Annotated in this window: 7 protein-coding genes and 2 tRNA genes; 2 read left to right on the forward strand and 7 right to left on the reverse strand. The window is 27.1% G+C overall.

All coding sequences use genetic code 4. The features are described 5' to 3' along the window. Positions 1-304: 304 nt before the first annotated feature. Entirely contained in the window at positions 305-1,276 is a 972-nt protein-coding gene (locus tag JM47_RS03230; RefSeq protein WP_208894943.1) for a DNA cytosine methyltransferase, read from the forward strand. Between the two features lie 5 nt (positions 1,277-1,281). Here JM47_RS03230 and JM47_RS03235 read toward each other — a convergent pair whose 3' ends face one another. From JM47_RS03235 to JM47_RS03265, 7 genes are all read right to left on the reverse strand, one after another. Next, positions 1,282-2,577: an ATP-binding protein gene (locus JM47_RS03235; protein ID WP_208894944.1), complete on the reverse strand. Its 1,296-nt coding sequence runs from the start codon at positions 2,575-2,577 to the stop codon at positions 1,282-1,284. Between the two features lie 216 nt (positions 2,578-2,793). Beyond that, positions 2,794-2,869: transfer RNA gene (locus JM47_RS03240), tRNA-Ala, on the reverse strand. A 2-nt stretch (positions 2,870-2,871) separates the two neighbouring features. Further along, positions 2,872-2,948, reverse strand: a tRNA-Ile gene (locus JM47_RS03245). A 152-nt stretch (positions 2,949-3,100) separates the two neighbouring features. Continuing rightward, entirely contained in the window at positions 3,101-3,910 is an 810-nt protein-coding gene (gene nusG, locus JM47_RS03250; protein ID WP_208894945.1) for a transcription termination/antitermination protein NusG, read from the reverse strand. Positions 3,911-3,934: 24 nt separating this feature from the next. Beyond that, on the reverse strand, positions 3,935-4,417 hold the full coding sequence (gene secE / locus JM47_RS03255) for a preprotein translocase subunit SecE (protein WP_038103339.1): 483 nt from the start codon (positions 4,415-4,417) through the stop codon (positions 3,935-3,937). Positions 4,418-4,422: 5 nt separating this feature from the next. Next, on the reverse strand, positions 4,423-4,569 hold the full coding sequence (rpmG, locus tag JM47_RS03260; RefSeq protein ID WP_208894946.1) for a 50S ribosomal protein L33: 147 nt from the start codon (positions 4,567-4,569) through the stop codon (positions 4,423-4,425). A gap of 39 nt (positions 4,570-4,608) precedes the next feature. After that, entirely contained in the window at positions 4,609-6,285 is a 1,677-nt protein-coding gene (locus tag JM47_RS03265) for an amino acid permease (protein ID WP_208894947.1), read from the reverse strand. A gap of 518 nt (positions 6,286-6,803) precedes the next feature. On the opposite strand from JM47_RS03265, the gene JM47_RS03270 reads away from it, so the two are divergent. Next, positions 6,804-20,999: a GUMAP protein gene (locus tag JM47_RS03270; protein ID WP_208894948.1), complete on the forward strand. Its 14,196-nt coding sequence runs from the start codon at positions 6,804-6,806 to the stop codon at positions 20,997-20,999. Positions 21,000-21,003 lie beyond the last annotated feature (4 nt).

Genomic DNA, 21,003 nt, shown 5'->3' on the forward strand with positions numbered 1-21,003 from the left:
GTTTCTTTAGCTATTAAAGCGGTATATCCTAATACTCGATTTAAAATCTATAGTTTGTCAATAAGATATTCTACTAAGTTTCTAAATTAGATGATTTAAATATACTTTTAAATAACATAATAATCATTTTTAACTCAGAGAATATTAACTTTAACTTTACTCCACCATCCATTTAACACTCTTTTTCAAACCACAAAAAGAGCATAAATATCCACTTTTTCAACTTTTTATATAAATATAAAAAGTATATTTTCTGTTTATACAATATAGCCATTATTGGTTAATAGGTTATATAGGTGTAAGTATGAAAAACAAAAAGATAGTAGATTTATTTGCAGGTGCAGGTGGTTTAACAATGGGATTTGTACAAAATGGTTTTGAAATCGTTGATACAATAGAATTTTGAAATGATGCAGTACAAACTTATAATCATAATTTTAAAACAACAATAGTTCCTAAAGATATTACATCAACACCAATTAGAGAAGAATTAGAAACTAAACATGCTAACAAGGTTGGTTTAGTAATTGGTGGTTTCCCTTGTCAAGGGTATTCAATAGCTGGAAAAAGAAGTTTAGATGATGAACGAAACCAATTATATATTTATACAATTGATGTAATAAAAAGATTACATCCTGATGTATGTGTTCTAGAAAATGTTAAAGGTATTTTATCTTTTAAAGAAAAGGATAATGAATTAGTTGTTGATAAGATGATTAAGAAGATGAATGAAATTGGTTATTATACAAGATGCATTCTTGTTGATAGTTCTAAGTTTGGTGTAGCTCAAAAAAGAGAAAGAGTAATTTTTATTGCTTCACCAATTAATAAAAAAGACAAAGTTGATGAAGTTATAAAGAAAATAGGAAGTGTTAACTTACCAACAGTTAGCACAAAAGATGCTATATCACATCTAGAACAAACTAAAGAGAACAAAGCAATTAATCACATTTTTACTAATCATTCAGAATCAATGATTAGTAAAATGTCAACTCTTAAAGAAGGTGAAAGTTTATATAAGAACTATTCTGATGCATTTAGAAGAATTTATTATGATAAACCATCACCAACTATTAAAGAAAATCATGGTGGGGTTCATATTCATCCTAAATTAAATCGAGTTCTAACACCAAAAGAGATGGCTCTTTTACAAAGTTTCCCAGATGATTTTATTTTCTTAGGAACTAAATCTAGTATTCTTAAACAAATAGGTAATGCAGTACCTGTTAAGCTATCTTATGAAATAGCTAAAATAATTAAAGAAACTTATAAATAATAATTTTATAAATCGCTTAGCGATTTTGTTAATAAGAAGTCTTCTATACCAATATATAAAATTCCATTATTATCATATCTAGGGATGATCTTCTTTTTCACAATCACTATCTTTTTAAATGAATCATTCACTCTTTTAAGAGATGCTATTTCTTGATCTAGTTTTTCTTTAGTATCTACATTTAAAGCTAATTGAATATAGTATCTTTGACTACCTAAATTGACAACAAAATCAATTTCTAATTGAATTTTTGTTCTAGTATTATCTTTTTTAGAATCGTATTCAACTACTCCTATATCAACATTATATCCCCTAGAAACTAAATCATTGTAGATGATATTTTCCATAATATGGTTATCTTCTATTTGTCTAAAATTTAATCTAGCATTTCTAAGACCAACATCAGCAAAATAATACTTATAAGGAGTAGAAAAATATCTTGATCCTTTAACATCATATCTGTTTGCTTTATATAAAACATACGCTTCTTCAAAGAAGCTAAGATATTTTAGAATTGTATTTGAAGATATTTTCATTTGTCTTTCTGACAGAAATCTTCTTGATAGTTTAGCTGGATTAATTAATGATCCAACAGAAGAGTAAACAAAATCAAGCAACAACTCTAAAATTTCTTTTTCATTTTTAATGTTGTTTCTTTCAAGCACATCTTTTATATATGTTTCATTAAATAAAGTTGATAGATATTTATTCTTTTCTTGATGTGTTGATAAACTATAAATATATGGCATCCCACCATATAAACTACAATGTTCAAAAGCTAATTCTTTATTTTCATATAAATCATATACTTCTTTAAAAGATAATGGATTTATATGGATTTGATCCCCACGATCTCTAAATTGAGTTAGTACATCAGATGAAAGCATTCTAGAATTAGAACCAGTTACATAAACATCTAAATTATTAGATTTAATAAGAGCTAAAAGAACATCAACAAAAGTTACACTTTTCTCTTTACTTTGTACATATGGATTAGCTACAGCTTCACATAATTGAATTTCATCAATAAAGATATAGTACATTTGATCTTTGTTTTTGATTTTACTTTTAATATAATCGTTTAATTCAAAAGGATTTCTATATTTAAGATTTTCAATATTATCAAGAACTATTGTTATGATTTGATCATCATTGATTTTATTAGCTAAAAGATAGTCTTTGTATAAATTAAATAATAGATATGATTTATCACATCTTCTTATTCCTATAATGATTTTGACTCGACCATTTCCTTTTTTGTCTATTAGTTGCTTTAAATAGTAATCCCTTTTGATTATCATAATAAAACCTCATACGAAGAATTAAGGTGGAATTCCACCTTTTTTATTCGAATCTAATAATTTGATTAGTTAGATGAATTCAACCAACCAACTCTTACACCTCTTATTCCAGTAACATAAAACAAAAAGATACAACTATAAAACCATAGCTGTATCTTTGAATAATTAAAATTAGAGAAAAGAAAAACGACCATAAGGTCGTTTAGAATTTGTAAATGGTGGAGACGATGGGGGTCAAACCCACGACCTCCTGAGTGCAAATCAGGTGCTCTATCAATTGAGCTACGTCCCCAATGGTGGAAATAAGTGGACTTGAACCACCGACCTCACCCTTATCAGGGGTGTGCTCTAACCAACTGAGCTATACTTCCATACATCAACCATATAATTATAACTTTTTTGCTATATTTTTCTACAAAAAAAGTAAAAACAATACAAAACAAATTGTATTTAATGGTTGATTTTATATATCATTGGATTAAAATCAGAAAATAAATTATCTTTTATATTAGTAGTCTATTTATTAGTAGTCACTATCTTCATCAGAATAGCTATCAGAACCATCATATAGTTCTAAATCGTTAAAATCAAATTCTAGAGCTTGGATTCTACCAAAGAATTCGAATTCAACCATAGCAGTTCCTTTAGTTTCGTTAATATTAGTGATGTTAGCAATTTCACCATAAAATTGGTTACCAATAATTTTAACAGTTTGGTTAACTTTAAAGTTAGTTGATGGTTTTGGTTTTGTTTCTTCTTCAGGTTCAAAATCGTTTTGATCTTTAAGTACAACATGATTGCTTGTATCATCATCTAAACTAACATTAGCTCGTTCACGATTAGCTTTTTCAATCATTTGAAGAATTTGTTCTTCACTAACTGGAATTGGTTTAACATTTTTACCAGATGAACCAACAATCCCTGTTACCATTTGTGTATTTCTAATTAAGAATCAAATTTGTTCAGTCATATCCACTTTAATGAAAACATAACCATTAAATTTGTTTCCTTCTTTAATTTTTGTACAACGGTATTTAGTAACCCCTTCAACAACAACTGTTTCTCATTTAACATTGTCCCGATTACGCATTAATTTAGGGGCATCAGTTGGATCATAAAGTTCTACTTTTTTGATTTTTTCTTTAATGATTTTGATATCAGCTAATTTATCACCCATACCATAACCATTAATCTTATCTTTTAAGTTTTCAATAACTTTGTTTTCATTACCACTTACAACAGTGATAATGTATCATTGAAAATGATGTTTATTTTCATTAAGACCTAAATCATTTAATAACCTTTGGTCTAAATCTTTGATTTTAAATGCCATATAATAGACTCCTTATTAGATATTTTATTTTGCTGATAATTTAATGAATGCAGAATCGATTCCAAAGAAGATTGCTGCTAATAAAACAACGATTATAATAACTACAAATAAACTTGTAATAACTGATTTTGCACTTGCTCAAGATGTTCTTTTAACTTCTTTTTGTAAACCATAATATCATCGTTTAATTTTATATGATCCACGCTCATAATTAAGTTCATACTCAAAGACAGCTTTTTTATAATCAAAACGCATCTTTTTAAGAATCATTTTAGATTGTTTAAGATAAGCTTTTTGTTGAACTGTAGTTAATTTTGATTTGATGTGCCTTAAGTTGGTTTTATAATCTTTTTTTGCTAGTTGATAAATTCTTTTTTGTTTTTGTAAAGCTAAAAAAACAACGTTGGCTTGTTCTTTGAGCTCTTTTTTACGTTGTTCTTCTAATATTTGGTTGCGTTCAAACTCTTTGTCCTGGTAAGTTAAGTACTTTGATTTATCTTTTGCCATAACACTTACTTAGTTTCCTTATGAGTGGTGCTTTGATTGCACTTTTTACAATATTTGTTTAAGACAAGACGGTCGATTGCAAATTTATTACGCTGGGTTTGATAATTACGACTAGTACAAACCTCGCAAACTAAGATTATTTTTTTAACCATATTTATAAATTATATTGTTTTTTAATATTTAATACAACATTAAACTAATAAACTAGTCTTTATTTCTTTAGTTAATGTTTGGTTTTTAGTATGAATAAGTTTAATAATTGAATCATTAAAAAATGGAGTAACTATAAAAATAGTAATAAAGATAAAGAAAATTAAACTAGCTACTCAAGGACTAACTGTTACATTATTATCATAATATAATCCAAAACCAAACATTGTTTTATTATATGGATCTAATCAAGTTTGAATTGTAAACCCATAAAATAGTTGGTATAAGAAAACAAAGCAACAACCAACTATAGCTACAGTTCAAACTAAATAATGTCAAGGTTTAGTTTGTAGATCAACAAAGTTTTTAGCTGGTAAACTAATCCTTTGTTTTCTTATTAATAATTCTTCTTTTTTATTAAAGAAACTAAAACTATAATTTCTATTACTTAATGATAATTCTTTAGCAAATGGATATTTCTTATAATATCTATTTCTTTTTGTAGCATTGTGTAGTGCACAAATAATAATTAATCCATATACTAAAAAGAAAAAGACACTAGAGAAATTAGACATTAGATCTACATAAGCATCAGTATTTTGGATAATACCAACTATTGAATGAATTATAAAAAAGAAAGAAAAAGAGATAAAAGAAGAAATAGCTCCTTTTAGATATTGATTCTTATTATTAGCTATTTTAGATAATCAATAAGAAGTAAATATAATCTTTTGATTAATAAGATATTGATTAGCATTAATATCAACTAAAACAAAAGAGTTAACTACTCCTAAGATTGAGATTAAGATAATAACATCAACAGTTAAAGTAACTGCTTTAATGATGTTGGCATCATAATTTCAAGCTTTATTAATTACTCCAAAAACTGTTCCTTCAGATACAAAGATTTGTCCAATTGTTAATAATAAATAAAAGAAAGCAACACAAACTATACCAAACACTAAGATTCAAGAGATTCTTTTAGATCCGTTTTTGATTCGGTGTTGGATATTGCCAATATTTAAGAATGAATCATAAGCAAATAAAATTGATGGTAAAGCAGTTAGTATATTAGTAAAACTAAAGTTTCCTTTAGTATAAACAGCATTTGAGCTTGTTATTATTTGATCATTAACAGCAACACTAGCTAATGAATAGTTTCAATTCTTAATTCCTAATACTATTCCTACAATACCAAAGACAATAATTGGTAAGAACTTAAGAATAGTAGAGATGATTTGTAAAGTAGCAGCTATTTTAATAGATATTAAGTTAATAACAATAAATAATATAAAAATAATAAAAGTAGTAACAAATAATAACCAAATAGGAGGAGTTTCATTAGGTGGTAAGATCACTTTAAAAAAAGCTTCTGCTCCAAAGAAACAAAGTGAAGGTAAAAGAGCAGCATTATAAAAACAAGGTTGAGCAATAGCAATAAATCTTGCAAACTTTTTATATTTAAAAATTTCAAGAGAACCAGATAGTCCAGCTCCTTGCTTTTTACTAAAACCAAAGATTGCAAAACTAATAGCTGTGGCAATAGCTATAAAAGCAGCTACAATTCAAGAAACTATTACTCCAATTTCATTAAAGCTGTTAATTTTAAATATAGAGTTGTTTTTAAAGAAGATGCCAATTCCAACAACTGATCCAATTAACATACTAACAGCTGCAAAGAAACCAATTTGTTTTGCTTTCTTTGTTGTAACTTTCATATAATCACTCCTTTCCTTTATTCTTTTAATATTGTTATTTACTAATTATTTAAAAATATTAATAATTAATTACTTTAACACATAATAAATTAGTTTTTGCTAATTTTTGATTTTTGTCTTAATTAAGGGACAAAATCAAAGACAAATTTAGTATTTTAGAATAGTTAAATAAGATTTTAAACATTTAGTATGTTAGTAACTTGTTACTTAATAAATATTTTTAAATAATTTAAACATTTTTAAAATAGACTTTATAAATTAGATTTTGTCCCAAAAAGAGAACAAGAAAAAGCTTATAAATGTTAGAATATTAGAAAGAATTTTATAAATAATCACTATTAAAAACCGTTTCGAAAGCAAAATAGCCTAAAAAACGGTTTATTATTATGAGAAAGTGCAGAAATTATGAACAACCGTAATAAAAAACCAAAATTAACAAAAAACAAACTATTAATACAGTTGTTGGAGTTATTGGTTTAGCAGCAGCTGGTGCTGTTGCTGGAGTGTTAGGTAATGAGTTGTCAAACAAAAATGAAGACTCAAAAACTTTAAACTCTTTGTTACATGCTGTTAGTAAACCAAATGCTAATGATTTATTAGAATTTAATTCAGCAGAGATTGTGTATAACAATGCTGACGATTCTAATGTTGGTACAGTTAAAACGGAAAACACTTTCTATACTATTTTTGATTTAGTCAGAAATAACTTTAATATTAAAGCGACAGTACAGGAAGCTTTAGACAAAGGCGTTACTATAAGTGGAACTGTTTATAGTGCTGCTACTGGTTGAGTTATTGAAGGTGAACCAGATCAAAATAATGGTTCATTAAAGATTAAGAAAAACGATAATAGTGCTACCAAAACATTATTTGATAGTGCTGGATATTATACAAGAAAAATTCCGATTGGACACGCTTTTGAAACATTAGATGAAAATGGTGTTTACCAATATACTCACTTGCAAGACTATACTAACTTCTTAGAAACTTTAAAAGAAAATAGTTTTCATAAACTTAATGAAAGCACTTTTATTAAGATTAGAACATTTATTCAAAGCTTAAATGAACCAGCACTAAGTAATATTTCTCTTGCTAAATTAACTGTTAATAATGAGCAGTTAATTATTGTTAATGGTACTGATAAAAATTTACAAAACGTTACATTTGTAATTGATAAATTACCAATTGTTTATAAATATGATGACTTACAAGCTGAGCTGCCAACTTATGAAGAAGTTGAAGCTGCTAATTTTGACTATGCTGAAGCTGTCTTCCAGAAGATTAGAAATAGTTCAAAAGATAGAGTATTCAACAATATTTTAGTTAAAAACAATATTAATCAAAAAGATGGTAAAGTTAAAATTATTGTTGATGGAACTATCGAAGTTAATGATGGTAATAAAACAATGTTGATTACACCATCTAAAACCGGTTATCAATATATTAAATATGATCGTTCTGTAGATGCGGCTAAAGCTGATACTAAGAATCCTTACCAATACGATCTAGAAGAAATCTCACGTTTCTTAGAATTAATTACTGCTAAAGGTAATGGACTAGAAAATGCTATTCAATTAAGTAGTGTTGTTGAAAATAAACTTTATAACTCATTATTAGCTCAATATAAAATTTCTGCAATCGCTTCAAAGATTTATTATGACTCAGCTAAGAGCCGAATTGTAATTGTTGATGATTCTAACTATGCTCGTAAAGTATTAGTGTTAGAAAATATTCCTAACATCATTACAATCGATTCATTGATGAAGTTTAAAGATACTACTAATCCAAATCATAATAAACCATTAATTTCAATTGATGAAGTAGCTCAAAAAACTGAATTTAATAATAAAGAGTTCAAAAAAATTATTCAAGATTTATTAGTTGAAAAATTAACTTTAGCTAAAGATAACCAAGTTGGATCAGTGTTTGTTTCAGGCGATGTTTCTAAAGCAGAAATAACTGAAGAAGACAAGAAGTTGTATGATAAAAACGCTAAGTTTGAAGTTTATAAAGTTAAAGTAGCTACAACAGACGGTATTGAAAGATTTATTTACGCTTTAAACCGTAATAAATTTTATAGTGCAAATGGGGATATTGAAGTATTCAAAGATAAAGTTGAATACGAAAAGAACGAAGCTAATGTTGTAACTGTTTATTTAAATGTTAAAGATGTTAAGTTAAATCAACTTAGTACTTTTGTTGAGCAATTCAAAGATACAGCTGATTCATCTAATCAACAACCTATTTTTGACAAGAACAAAGCCAAAATTAAAAGATTTATCCAGAAATTATCTGACCGAAGCAATAATGATAAATTTATTGTTATTGATACAGATCGTGAAACACCTACATCTAAAGTATTAATTATTTATGGATTACCAAGAGTAATTACAACTAATGAAGCTTTTGATAATTTTGATACTGAAGCAAGTATTGATAAGCTAATTGAAAGTTCAATAAAAGATAAAAATAATGCAAAATCATCAAAAGAACTTTATATTGATATTTTAAACAAGCAGTTAAAGAGAAAACAAGGTGATAATAACAAAGGGTTCATTAATGGTAATGAGTTTGATTTTAATCCTTCACCATCAAATGGTTCAAACAGTTCATCTGCTAGAATCGACTTTGACATTGAAAAGAACAAACACCTAATTGAATTAAAGAAACGAGAAGGTAGTGAAGACATCATCTTCACAAAAATTAGAATTGAAAAAGGTTTAGCTTCTAACCCTAATGGAATCATTCCACAAGTTAAAAAAGCTAAATGAAGTCCTTTAGATAACCAATCATTAGAATTCTTTGCTTTATATGATAGTTTAGCTGCTGATACTAGTAATCCAAATGCAAAAGTATTAACTAGTCAAATATTAAATTATGAATTCATTAGAGTTAATACTGGTTTAATTGCTCAAGGAACAATTGAATACCGTTATGATGAAGGATTAATCATCATTAAAGACCCAAATATTCAAGAAGCAGTTATCTTCACTAATGTACCTAAGCTTACTTTAGTTCAAGATGTATTCAAGAATATGTCTCAAAACAGTATTAGTGGCATTCCAAACAATATTGTTGATGCAATGATAAGTAAATATAATAGTGCTAATTCATTAAATGAATACAACAATAAAGCATTAATTGAAGATATTGTTTCAAAGAAAACAAGTGGTAATTTAGTTCTTGGCAACTATAAACTATCTAAAGATAGTAAACAATACACTACTAGTGTAACTGTTAAAAACAATTTAGATGATGGACCAAATAACGCACAACGTCGTTATAAAACTTTTGTTTACGAAGTTACAGAAAATTCACAACAAGATAACAAAGTTAAAATCTATGATAATGTTAACTATATTGATTCAAAACGTGCTTATGAACTATATAGTAAAACAGTGCCAATGAGTCAATGAAAAGCCGTTTATGATTTAATAGGTAATAAAAATACATATGAAAATGGTGTTTCAATTAATGAAATTGAATTAGTTGCTCCAAAATTAGTTTCTAAATTATTAGCAGATGTTGCTGATGAAGGATTTGGTTTCTTAAAAACTAAACCAGATTATTTAAACGATGATACATATCCAACAAAACTATTTATTATTGAAAGAGATGGCAATAAAGAATTAGTAATTGCTGGTTTAAGAAAAAATAAATCAGGACCATTAAATGCAGATAATAATAGAGCAATATTATCTATTCTTTCTATTCAACAAATACCAAATATTGCTAATGCAGCTGATATTAGCTTAACTTTACCAACTTTAGAAGAAGTTGTAGCTGCAGATGGTAATCTAGAAAAAGCTATTAAAGATAAAATTAATAGCACGACAAAGAAATTTAACTTTGATTACAACTACACAAAGAATGTTAATGGCAATTTAACATTAGATGAACACCAAGTTAAATTTGATTTTGATAAAACGGAAAAAAGAGAATTTGTTCGTTTATATAAAGGTGTAGATAACTCATTTGGATCAATCACTATTTTTGATACTAAACCAATGATCAATGTTATTGGTACAGATTATACAAAACCAACAGAATATGAACATACACTAAAATACTGACAAGGGTTTGCTGAAAACTCTACTTTAAGTGATCAACAAAAAGAACAGTTAATAAGAGATTTAATTGATGAACAAAAACGAGTTGACCAAAACCTTAGAAATTACAACTTCAATGTTACAAGTAAAACAACTGTTGAATTAAATAAAGATCAAGGTAAATTGATTATTTTTGAAGACGGAACAAAGAAATCTACAACAAAAATAGTTGTTGTTTATAATGTTCCTAAAGTAATTTCAAACCATGAGATTTTTGAAAACACACAAACAAGCCTAAGCACAGAATTACAAATTTTAAATGAATATGAAGCGAATACATTAAAAGCTATTCGATCTGTTCTCCAAAATAAACGAAGTGAAATCGTTAAAAATAACAAAGCATTTGGTTATTCTATTAAAGATAACGAAACAATGATCTATGATCCACAGAACAAACGAATTACATTTGGTGATCAGGTTATTAATGTTGTCTTCTTAGAAGAATATGAAGCAGTTCATGCACGTATTTTTAATAATGTTAATCAATTTAAAGATCTTGTTTCTAATCAACTAAAAACTATTGATCAAAAAGAAGATATATCTAATTATGCTCAAAATCCTGATGTTCAAGCCATTAAATCTACTTTAGCTGGTAAAGATTTAAAGAAAATCTTTAAAGTTGGAATTAAGATCGTTGTTGAAGCAACTGAAAACGGAAAACCAAAATACTACTTATTCTTATCATCACCTGATTTTGCAACCGATGTAACTGAAGGTATTAAATGAAAAGATGTATATGAAGCAATTGATTTTGTTAATAAATCACCTACATTTAATACAAACGTTCAAGATCAATTAATTACAGAAGCTTTAAATAGCAAAATTAGAAATGGCAAGATTGTAATTACAGATAAAGAATTTGATCCTGCTACTATTCGATATACATATCGATTTGACAATAACAAAAACATCAATTTAATTAAAATGAGTGGTAGTGCAAGTGGTGAACTTGAATTAATTATCCAAGACGGTACAAAGATTGGTAGTGTAGATTCACAACCAATTGATAATATTATTCCTTTAGATAAAGCAGAAAACTTAGCTAAACTACAAGCGATTATAAAAGCAGTAGAAGATGCACCTGAATTAGAGAAAAAAGGTCAGAAATCAATTAAGTCAGCTAATGTGCTTACTGCATATCCTGAATTAAAAATTGGTGAACACAATTTTGATAAAGTATATTTAGATACTAATAAAAATGTTTTATGATTAATTAATACTACTCTTAACAAAGGGTATGCTTTAACAAACATTCCTTCACAAACTACAATTAGTATTGATGATACAACAGAACAATGATTTAAATCTACTGAGTTATTAAAATATGACTTAAGTCCATTAAGATTAGTTCAAGCACATGTTACTTCAAGCAGTCAGCCAACAATTGCAGGAATTAATTTTGGTGCAGATTCTAATCCAAGAGTACAACAAATTGGCGATTTCTATTTAATCACATATAACAATAAACGATTAATAGTAAAAGATACAACTAAATACCATCTACAACCATCTGAATTAATCAGCTCTAAACGATTTGTTACTGATCCTGAACAATTCAAAACTTTCTATACTGAGTTAGAGAACAAAAAAGTAGCTACACCATATTCTTCATTAACTAGTAAATATGATGAAACAAAAAATCTAATTGATCAAAATAGTATCTCAGAAAGTGCTACTTTCTTAGCAATCAGACATGGTAATGAAAATGTTATTTTAGTAGTTGATACAAAGGACTCTGTTAAGAATGTTTATTTAATCAACAACCTACCTGAAGTTGTTGCCCCTTCTAAAATTGCTATTCCATCAGTTTATGATTTCTTGAAATATACTGGAGACGAAGAAACAAGATTTAATAATGCTGTTAAGAATAAATTAGATGATTCAGGAAATAGTTCAAATCAATCTATTAAATTGATTGGACAAGAAGTTGCTTGAAATGAAGCACAAGTTCAAATTGATAAATCTGCAAGATCAATTAAAGTTTTTGATAGATCTAATACTAGATTATTTGAAATTAATAATTTTGACTACTTACCAGAATATAAACTAGCCACTATTAGTAGTGATTTCAACTTCTTAGATAAGTATGAATTATTAAAAGAAATTAAAAAGTTAAAAGATGCTGATAGTACTTTAGATACTAGCGATGAAAACAAAGAAGATCCAAGTACTAAGAAACGACCACAAAAACAAATTACTGAACAATTCCTTAAAAATAAAATTGTTCAATCTGCTATTAAACAAGCATATGGTGAAGGTACTGTCTTTACACAATTAAGCAAGATTAGTGTAGAGCATTTATTAGTAACAAATAATCACAGTGACAAGGATAGAATTATTCTTCGTTTATTTGATGATCAAAACAGAGTAATTAAAGCATTAATTATTACCAATGTAACTCGTGTTGTTGATAATGAAGAAACTATAAAAGTTTCTAGAGAAGAGATTATTAACCAAATTTTAAAAACCGGTGCTAACGAGAGCATTGCTAATTTATTCGAAACAAAATTAGTTCAAAATATAACACAAGGTGTTAACACTAAAATTGATGGTATTTATCAATATAATAAATCAATTAAAGCGACTAAAGAAGGTCGTTACATTTTAGTTGAAGATCCAACAAAAATTGATCAACCATTTGTAATCATTTTAAAAACAAATTACTTAGATTTCCCAGCATCTCTTAATTTAGAAATATTCGAAATTAAGAAATATCAACAAAACATTGAATTATTAAATACAAAGACAAACAAAACAGCTAAACTAACTGAACTTGCTAATAAAGAATTAAATTCAATAGTTAATGAATATTCAGAAAATATCAATTTATCTGAAGTAGATGTTCAATTAGAAGATGATAAATTAATCTTTAGTACAAATGATCAATTATTAGTTGGACACAATTTACCAAAGATTATTAAAGCTTATAATAATACTTCTCAAAATATAAACCATTTACCATCTATTGATGAAATTGCTAAGGCATTAGATCAAACAACATCAGTTGTTAAGGCTTATGAAGACTTCTATAAGAAAAAAGCAAATAGTGGTAATGAATTTACTATTAGTACTAATAAAAATTCTCCTGCCGAAACATTTAAATTCAATAAAGATAAAGTATCATTTAAATTTAATGATGATGACACTTTAAAAATCACATCAACTGATCAAAGTAATAAAACTACAGTAAACATTATTCTTCCAACAGAATATGAACAAGATAGTTTTAGTGTTATTAATGCAATTAGTAAAGATCCAGATCAAACTTATCAATTACTTAAATTAATAACTGACAAGTCGCAAGAAACAACTTTATCTGAAGAAATGAGAAAAACATCATTCTTAGCTAATGATGATAGTTTACCTGCTGATTTCTTAAAAGACGGAGAAACTATTAAAATCCGTTATCTTTTAGAATCAAACAAAATTATTCTTAAGAATGAAACTCAAAAGAAAACAGTTGTATTCTATAATGTAAACCGTGTTATAGGTTCAGAGAAAATTTATGAAACTAAAGACATTGTTCTTGCTGATAAGAGTACTCAGGACTTCATTTTAGATAAGATTAAAAACGATACAACTAATCAATTAAAATGAGATGGAATTACTGTTGAAAAACCATCAGATAGTAAAGAAATTAAAGTAACTAATATTGGTATTGCCAATAATAGTTTAGTTTCAAAACCAGGAAGTGCTATTGCTCAATTCACAGTTATTGATAACTATATCTATCACGTTGGTAGAGAGAAGTTTAATGCTGAAGAAGAAATTGTAGAAGTAATTGATTTTGATACTTGAGCCAAAAAGATAACAACTCAAGAACAAACCGTTGAAGCAACTCAAATTCCTGAAGAAGTATCTAAAGAAATATTCTCATCATTATATGGAAATATTGATAAAGCTACAGCTAAAGTATTTAAGGTAGAAAAAGATGGCAAACCATTAATTGTCATTAAAGGAACAAACAAAACATCTAAGTTAGGTCATGTTATTATAATTCATAATTTACCTAAAGTATTTGATGGTGATGCAAATAGTTTACCTATTCCTACTATCAAACAATTAGCTTCAAGTATTGGTTTATCTGGACCTGATTTAATTAATGCTGAGAAAATTTTAAACAATACATTAATTAAATTGTTAAAGGATCAAAGTGGAGAAATTTTCCATACAGACATTAAAGCCAATGAAGCTAACATTGAAGTAACAAGAGATGATGATAAAAAGCAATATTCATATATAGTTTCAGGATCTTCTGGTTCAAAAGTAACATTAAAAACTAAAAAAGCCATTCCTAACGTCTATGCTTATGATGGAGCAAGAGATACATTAAGAGAAGGTTTAAAAGTTAGTGATTTTGAACATAAATATGAAGAATTAAAAGCTAAAAGTGCTGACAACAATGTTAAATATAGTGAAATCAAAGACAATGAAATAATTGTAAAACTATTAGCAAACAGCAATGTAAATTCAGATGCTAAAGACAAAATTACTCAACACCCAGCTGATTTCTTAGTTTACTTTGATAAAGATACAAACCGAATCATGATCGGAAGTGACACTCAAGCTGTACTTCTTATTTTCGGTAACATCATCAAAACAGCAACTAATGAAAATGCTATTGGTACAAGTCAACATCTATTATATAAATATGGTGAAGCAGTAGAAGCTAACTTTGACTTAAGTAGTTTAATTCTTAAAAAATTAAATGAATTAGAACCAAATGACTTAGAAATTAATGGATACCCATTCACTAAACCATTTGCATTTGTAAATAAAAATACTGATGGCTCATTCTTATTCAAAGATTCTAAATCAGAAACTACTGAAGATAATTTATACTTTGTTGACAGAACAACTTATACACAAAAAGATCTAATTAATCATAGTTTTACTAACCTTACTAAGTTCTATAATGATGTTAAGCAAGTTCTTCAAAAAGAACCTAAATACTTATTAAAGAAAACTTCAGAAGTTAATAATGATGACTTAACAAATATTGTTAATTCATTAGACTTTAAAGACCCATCAAATGTTGAAATTGTACTTGGTGGTAATAATTTAGCTTTAGTTGGAGTTGATAAAGCAACTAATAAAACTAAAGTTGTTAAATTAATTACTCCATCTGTTCAAGAAGCACCATTTACTTTAAGTAATGATGATCTTACAAATGTAGAAGGATCTACACTTGATGAAAAAGTTGCAAATGCAACAGCTAATGCTTTAAAGAAATTAGCTCAACAGCAATATGAAGAAGCTATAAGAGCTAATCCATCACTTGCAGAAACTCTTAACCCTAATGAAGTTACTTTAGATGGTAATAAGATTAATTTAAATGCTCCTAATGTTAAATATGTAACTAAAGTTGATCCTAATAATGAAAATCGTAGAATTGTAGAAGTTATTAAAGATAACAAAGTAGTTGCTACAATCACAATGCCAAACGATCTACCTAATATTAAAGTAGTAGAGTGATCAGAAACACAAGCAACTCCATTTGAAACTTGAAATATTTTATATAACATCTACAAGAACTCTGCAGCAGATTCTACAAACGAAAAACTCAAAAACATTCGTTTTGTTGATTTAGATAGAGAAACTAAAGCCAACCAATCAATCTTTAAAGTTGATTTTATTGATAAAGTGATTAAAGCTCAAAAATTAGAATCATTATTATCTGAAAACAACCGTTCTATAGAATACAACAAAGAACGAAACGAAATCATTTTACGTTCAGCAAACTCTAGTTTAGTATTTAGTAATGTAACAAAAGTTGTTATTGCTGAAAATCTATACAATGCTTCTAAAGGATATGTAGATAATTCAACTCCAGTCTTTAACTCTAAAAACCCATTAAGTGCATTAGATCAATATATTAAAACAGATGCACCTAAAGATTTAGCAGCACAAAGTGTTGAACTTAAAGATGAATTTAATACTTGAAGTGTTAAACAAGTTCAACAAATAGAAGATTTAACTTCTAAATACAAAGACTCATTTGTATTTAAATTAGCAACTAATAAAGAAAATGATTTTGTTTATGTAATTGATATAAGAACATATAATAATGATCATGTAAGTGTTAAAAATGACTTTAATAATAATTTAAATGATTTTGTAACTACAAGATCTAAACTAAATTATTTAGAAGCTAAACCAGTTGATGAAGTTAATAGTCCAACACTAAGTAAACATGCAGCTAATTTAAACCTTGAAAAAGCTTATGTAATCAAAAAACAAATTAATGGTAAAGATGTATTTGTTTTATTTGGAAGCAAAACATCAGAGCGTGAACAAAAGAATAGTGCTAATAAAGTATCTGTTTATGCACCATTTGTATATGTTTTAGATGGCTTACCAATTGTTCCTGAAGCTAACATCTTATTACCTAATGAAACAGATGTATTAAATAGTGATTTATCACATGCTGATTTAATTAAGAAGATGTTAGAAAACCCAGCAATCTATGCTCAATCTGGAAGTCCAGCAACAATTAACTTTGGTGGTCAAAAAGTAACATTACCAATTAAACAAGTATTAGTTGGAGATGATGGGGGAATTGTAATTGTTGATGCTAATGATGAACAAGTGTCTGTTCCATCTAAACCAACAACAGTTATCTATAAAGATTATAGTGTTGGAGTTGATTCACCAGCTCCTGATAATCCAAGTCAAGATTTCAGATTCTTAGATATTAAGAGTGCTAAAGCATTATTTGATCTAATTGATAATCAAGAACCAACTAAACAAACACAAAGAGAATTAACAGCTGATATTAAAGCTAACCCATTATTAAAGAAAATATTAGATGATTACAACAATACTGTTAAATCTATTACTAATAATGATTGATCATTAGATAAAGCAACAATTGAATATAATCGATCAAAGAATATGATTATTATTCGTGATAATGCTCCATCAGATAAAAACCCAAGAATCTTATTAATTAAAAATGTACCTAAGATCGTTTATGCTAATGAACTATCAACTAATAAAAACCATGTCTTTAGATTAGTTGATAATAACTTCAACTTATTAGATTTAGTTAAAAACAAAGTAGATGAAGTTATTAATGAAAACAGGCTAGTTAAGAGTTATACAATTGGTAATGCAACACCTAACTTTAAAACTAAAACAGTAAGTGCATACTCTAACTTAAATAATATTAGTGCACAAGATACACCATATCCTGATTACCCTAATACTTATGTAATTAATTACACAGTAAATGATTCAAATAATACTAATAAAGCATTATTTGTTTATGATTTAACTCAAGTAGTTAAAAGAGAGCCAAGCTTCACTAACTTTGTACTATTACATAACCAAATTAAAGCATTAGGATCTCAAAAAACATTTAATGAGATTAATAAGATTACTAACGTTGAGCTTAAGAGTGTAGTTAGAGGTGTGTTTGGTGATGATAAAGATTACAACAAACTACAAGCAACACACTACAACGGTTATTTATTATTTGTTCTATTCAACGATCTAAATAACCCAATTAAAGTATTAAGTGTTAAATTACCTAAATTAATTGATCAAAATGATATTACTTTACCAACTAAAGATGATATTATTAACTCTACTTTATCTGTTAATGAATTAATTCTTAATAGTTTTAAAGATAATAATAAATATCCAGTGGATAGTAATGGATTAATTAATATTGATGGATTAAAAGTTAATCCACAAGAAATTGATATAGTAATTAATGATGATAATACAATATCAATCATTAAAGCTAATACAGATCCAGCTGAAATCTTAGCTAGAATAGTTGCTGATAACCCTCAATATCCAAAACGAGCATTAATTGATTCAAAAGCAACTGAGCATGTTAATGAACGAAACCCAGAAGCTATTTATGAATTAGTTCAAGCAATTAATAAACTATCATTTGGTGAACCAACAGAAGTCAAGTTAACTGAACAAATGATTCAAAACAGTTACTTAAAGAACAAATTAATGTCTGCTTTTGAAGATGATGATATTTGATTTAATTTCAATGCTACAACGATTCGATATGATATAGAAAACAACCGAATCAGTATTGATAACAATAATCCTAATAATGCTAAGATCTTAGTTATTAATAATGTAGATCGAGTCATTAAAGATTATGAAAACCCTACATCATTCTTATTTGAACCACAAGATATCATTAGAGCATTTAATATTGATCGTGCTCGATTATATAGAGAAAATAAACTAACATCAGACCAATTGATCTTAGGAGCAATTGCACGAAGTGTAGCTAGAAAAGACTTATCAAGTCCATATAACTACTACAAGCTAGAACTTAAGAATGATGGAGTCATTACTAAAGTTGATCTTAACTTTATACCAGTTGATGATCCAACAATCACAAGAAATAAAGATGCTCAACCTTGAAAACGATATGTTTCATTAAAAACAAAGAATGATCAAGAATATATCATTATCCATGATACTTACTATAACTTCTCTAAATTAGATGGTAATGAAGTAATCAAAGATAATACAGCTTATAAGAAACTTGTAGATCAAATTCTTAAATCTAATCAAAACTTAGTATTTGATAATAATATAGTTAATAAAAAAGAATTAGATCAATGATTAGAAGATATTAAGAAAGATAATAATATTAATACTGATCAAGAACTTTATTTAAGTATAAGTGCAGGATCTAACTTAGTACTTAGAACAGAAAATAATAAACATAAATACTTCTATGTATTAAATAATGTTCCTGTTGTAGCAACAGAAAAAGATATTAACTTAAAACTACCAACAGATGAACAAGTATTAGCACACAATGGAGATTATGCTAAAGCAGTTAAAGCTAAATTAGTTGATCCAAATGAATTCCCAAGAGATGAAAACAATAGAATCAACTTCTACAACATTAGTATTGATCCAGATAAGATAGAAGTTATAAGTCGAGATGATGGATCTGTTGAATTCTATAACCAAGAAGATGGTAATCGAATTATTATAGCGATCACTCCAACTGTATTACCACCTAACTATACAATTGATAACAACTTCTTAGATGATGCAGTTTTAGCTAAAGAAATCTATCAATTAATTAAAATAGCAAATGCACCTAATAAAGCTAAACCAAATCAAAAAGAATTAAATCAAGCTTTAAGATCTAATGCTTGAATTAAACAATTTATTTTAGATCAATATAGTGATGAAAATAACCCAGCTAATATTGAAACTGATTTCACTAAAGATTGAACGATTCAATATTATCCTGAAAAGAATCAAGTTGTATTAAGAGGAAAAAACACTGATCAACAAAAACGAGCACAAGTCATTATCATTAATCAAGCTATTAAAGTAATTAATGATTATGAATTATATTCAGTTGCAGATGTATTAGGTGTAGATAACTCAATAGAAGACAAACTAGCTCACTTAATTAATCAAAAGATTAAAAACTTAAACAGAGTAGGAGAGTATGATCTTAGCCAACCTGCAGTTGTAAGTGAAACTGAATACAACAACAAACATGCTATTAATGATCCTAAACAAAATGCTAAATACAAACAAATCCGTTTAGCAAATAATCAATTAATTGTTGTTATTGATAATAATAAATATCTACCATTTACTAATGGTAAATCAATCTTTAAGAATCCACTTAAACAATTAGAATTAGAAAACTTGCTTAAATCAAAAGCTAAAGTTGGGTTTGATTTAATTGATAAGAATACTAACTTACCAATTAATGAAGAGTTGTTTAAACACTTAAAAGATACTATTGGTTTAACTGAATCTGAATTAAAAAATACAACTGTATCAATTCAAGATGGATTCATTATGGTATCTGGAGCAAGAGATGATGGATCAAGATTTGTTCAAAAAATTGATTTTAATCCAAATGTTGTTTCAAAAGAAAGTATTCCATTTGTATCAATTGATGATGTAATTAAAGCAGATGGAGATTTAGGAGCAGCATATTTAAAACTATTAAATGATCCTAATAAATATCCATTAGATAGTAATGGTATGATCGAAGTTAACGGAGTTAAGATCGATCCTAAGAATGCTATTGTTGAAGTTGATCCAAACACTAATGATTTATTAGTGTATGAAAAACAAAAAGATGGATCAATTAAACTAGCTACTACAATTGTTTATAAAACAAATGCAGATGAAGTAAGTGTTAAATATACAGTTGCTGAAGGGCAAGATATTTACCATGCTTATTTACAAGATATGGCAACAAGAATCAAAACTGTTGAAATGAAAGTAGAAAACAAATCACCAGAAGCTCTTAAAGTTGTTCATGATATTCTAAAAGATCCAATTATTAAATCTTATTTACCAACTGGATTTAATATCTCAGATCTAGTAACTGTTGAATTTGATAATACATCTAACAAGATTATTATTAGAGACAACGACTCAAATAAACCACATGTTGTCATTATTAAAACTTCAATTCTACAAAATGCACCTGTTCAAATTAATGATCAAGTAGCATATAATGCTAATATTGACTACTGAATGATTATAGTATCTGTAGTAAGTTTAATAGCTGGAATTGGATTAATTGGACTAATAGCAATTTTAGCTATCCGATTTAAAAATAAGAGACGAACAAAATAAAACA

The sequence above is a fragment of the Ureaplasma diversum genome (genome assembly GCF_000941095.1).
GTDB lineage: Bacteria > Bacillota_I > Bacilli_A > Mycoplasmatales > Mycoplasmoidaceae > Ureaplasma > Ureaplasma diversum.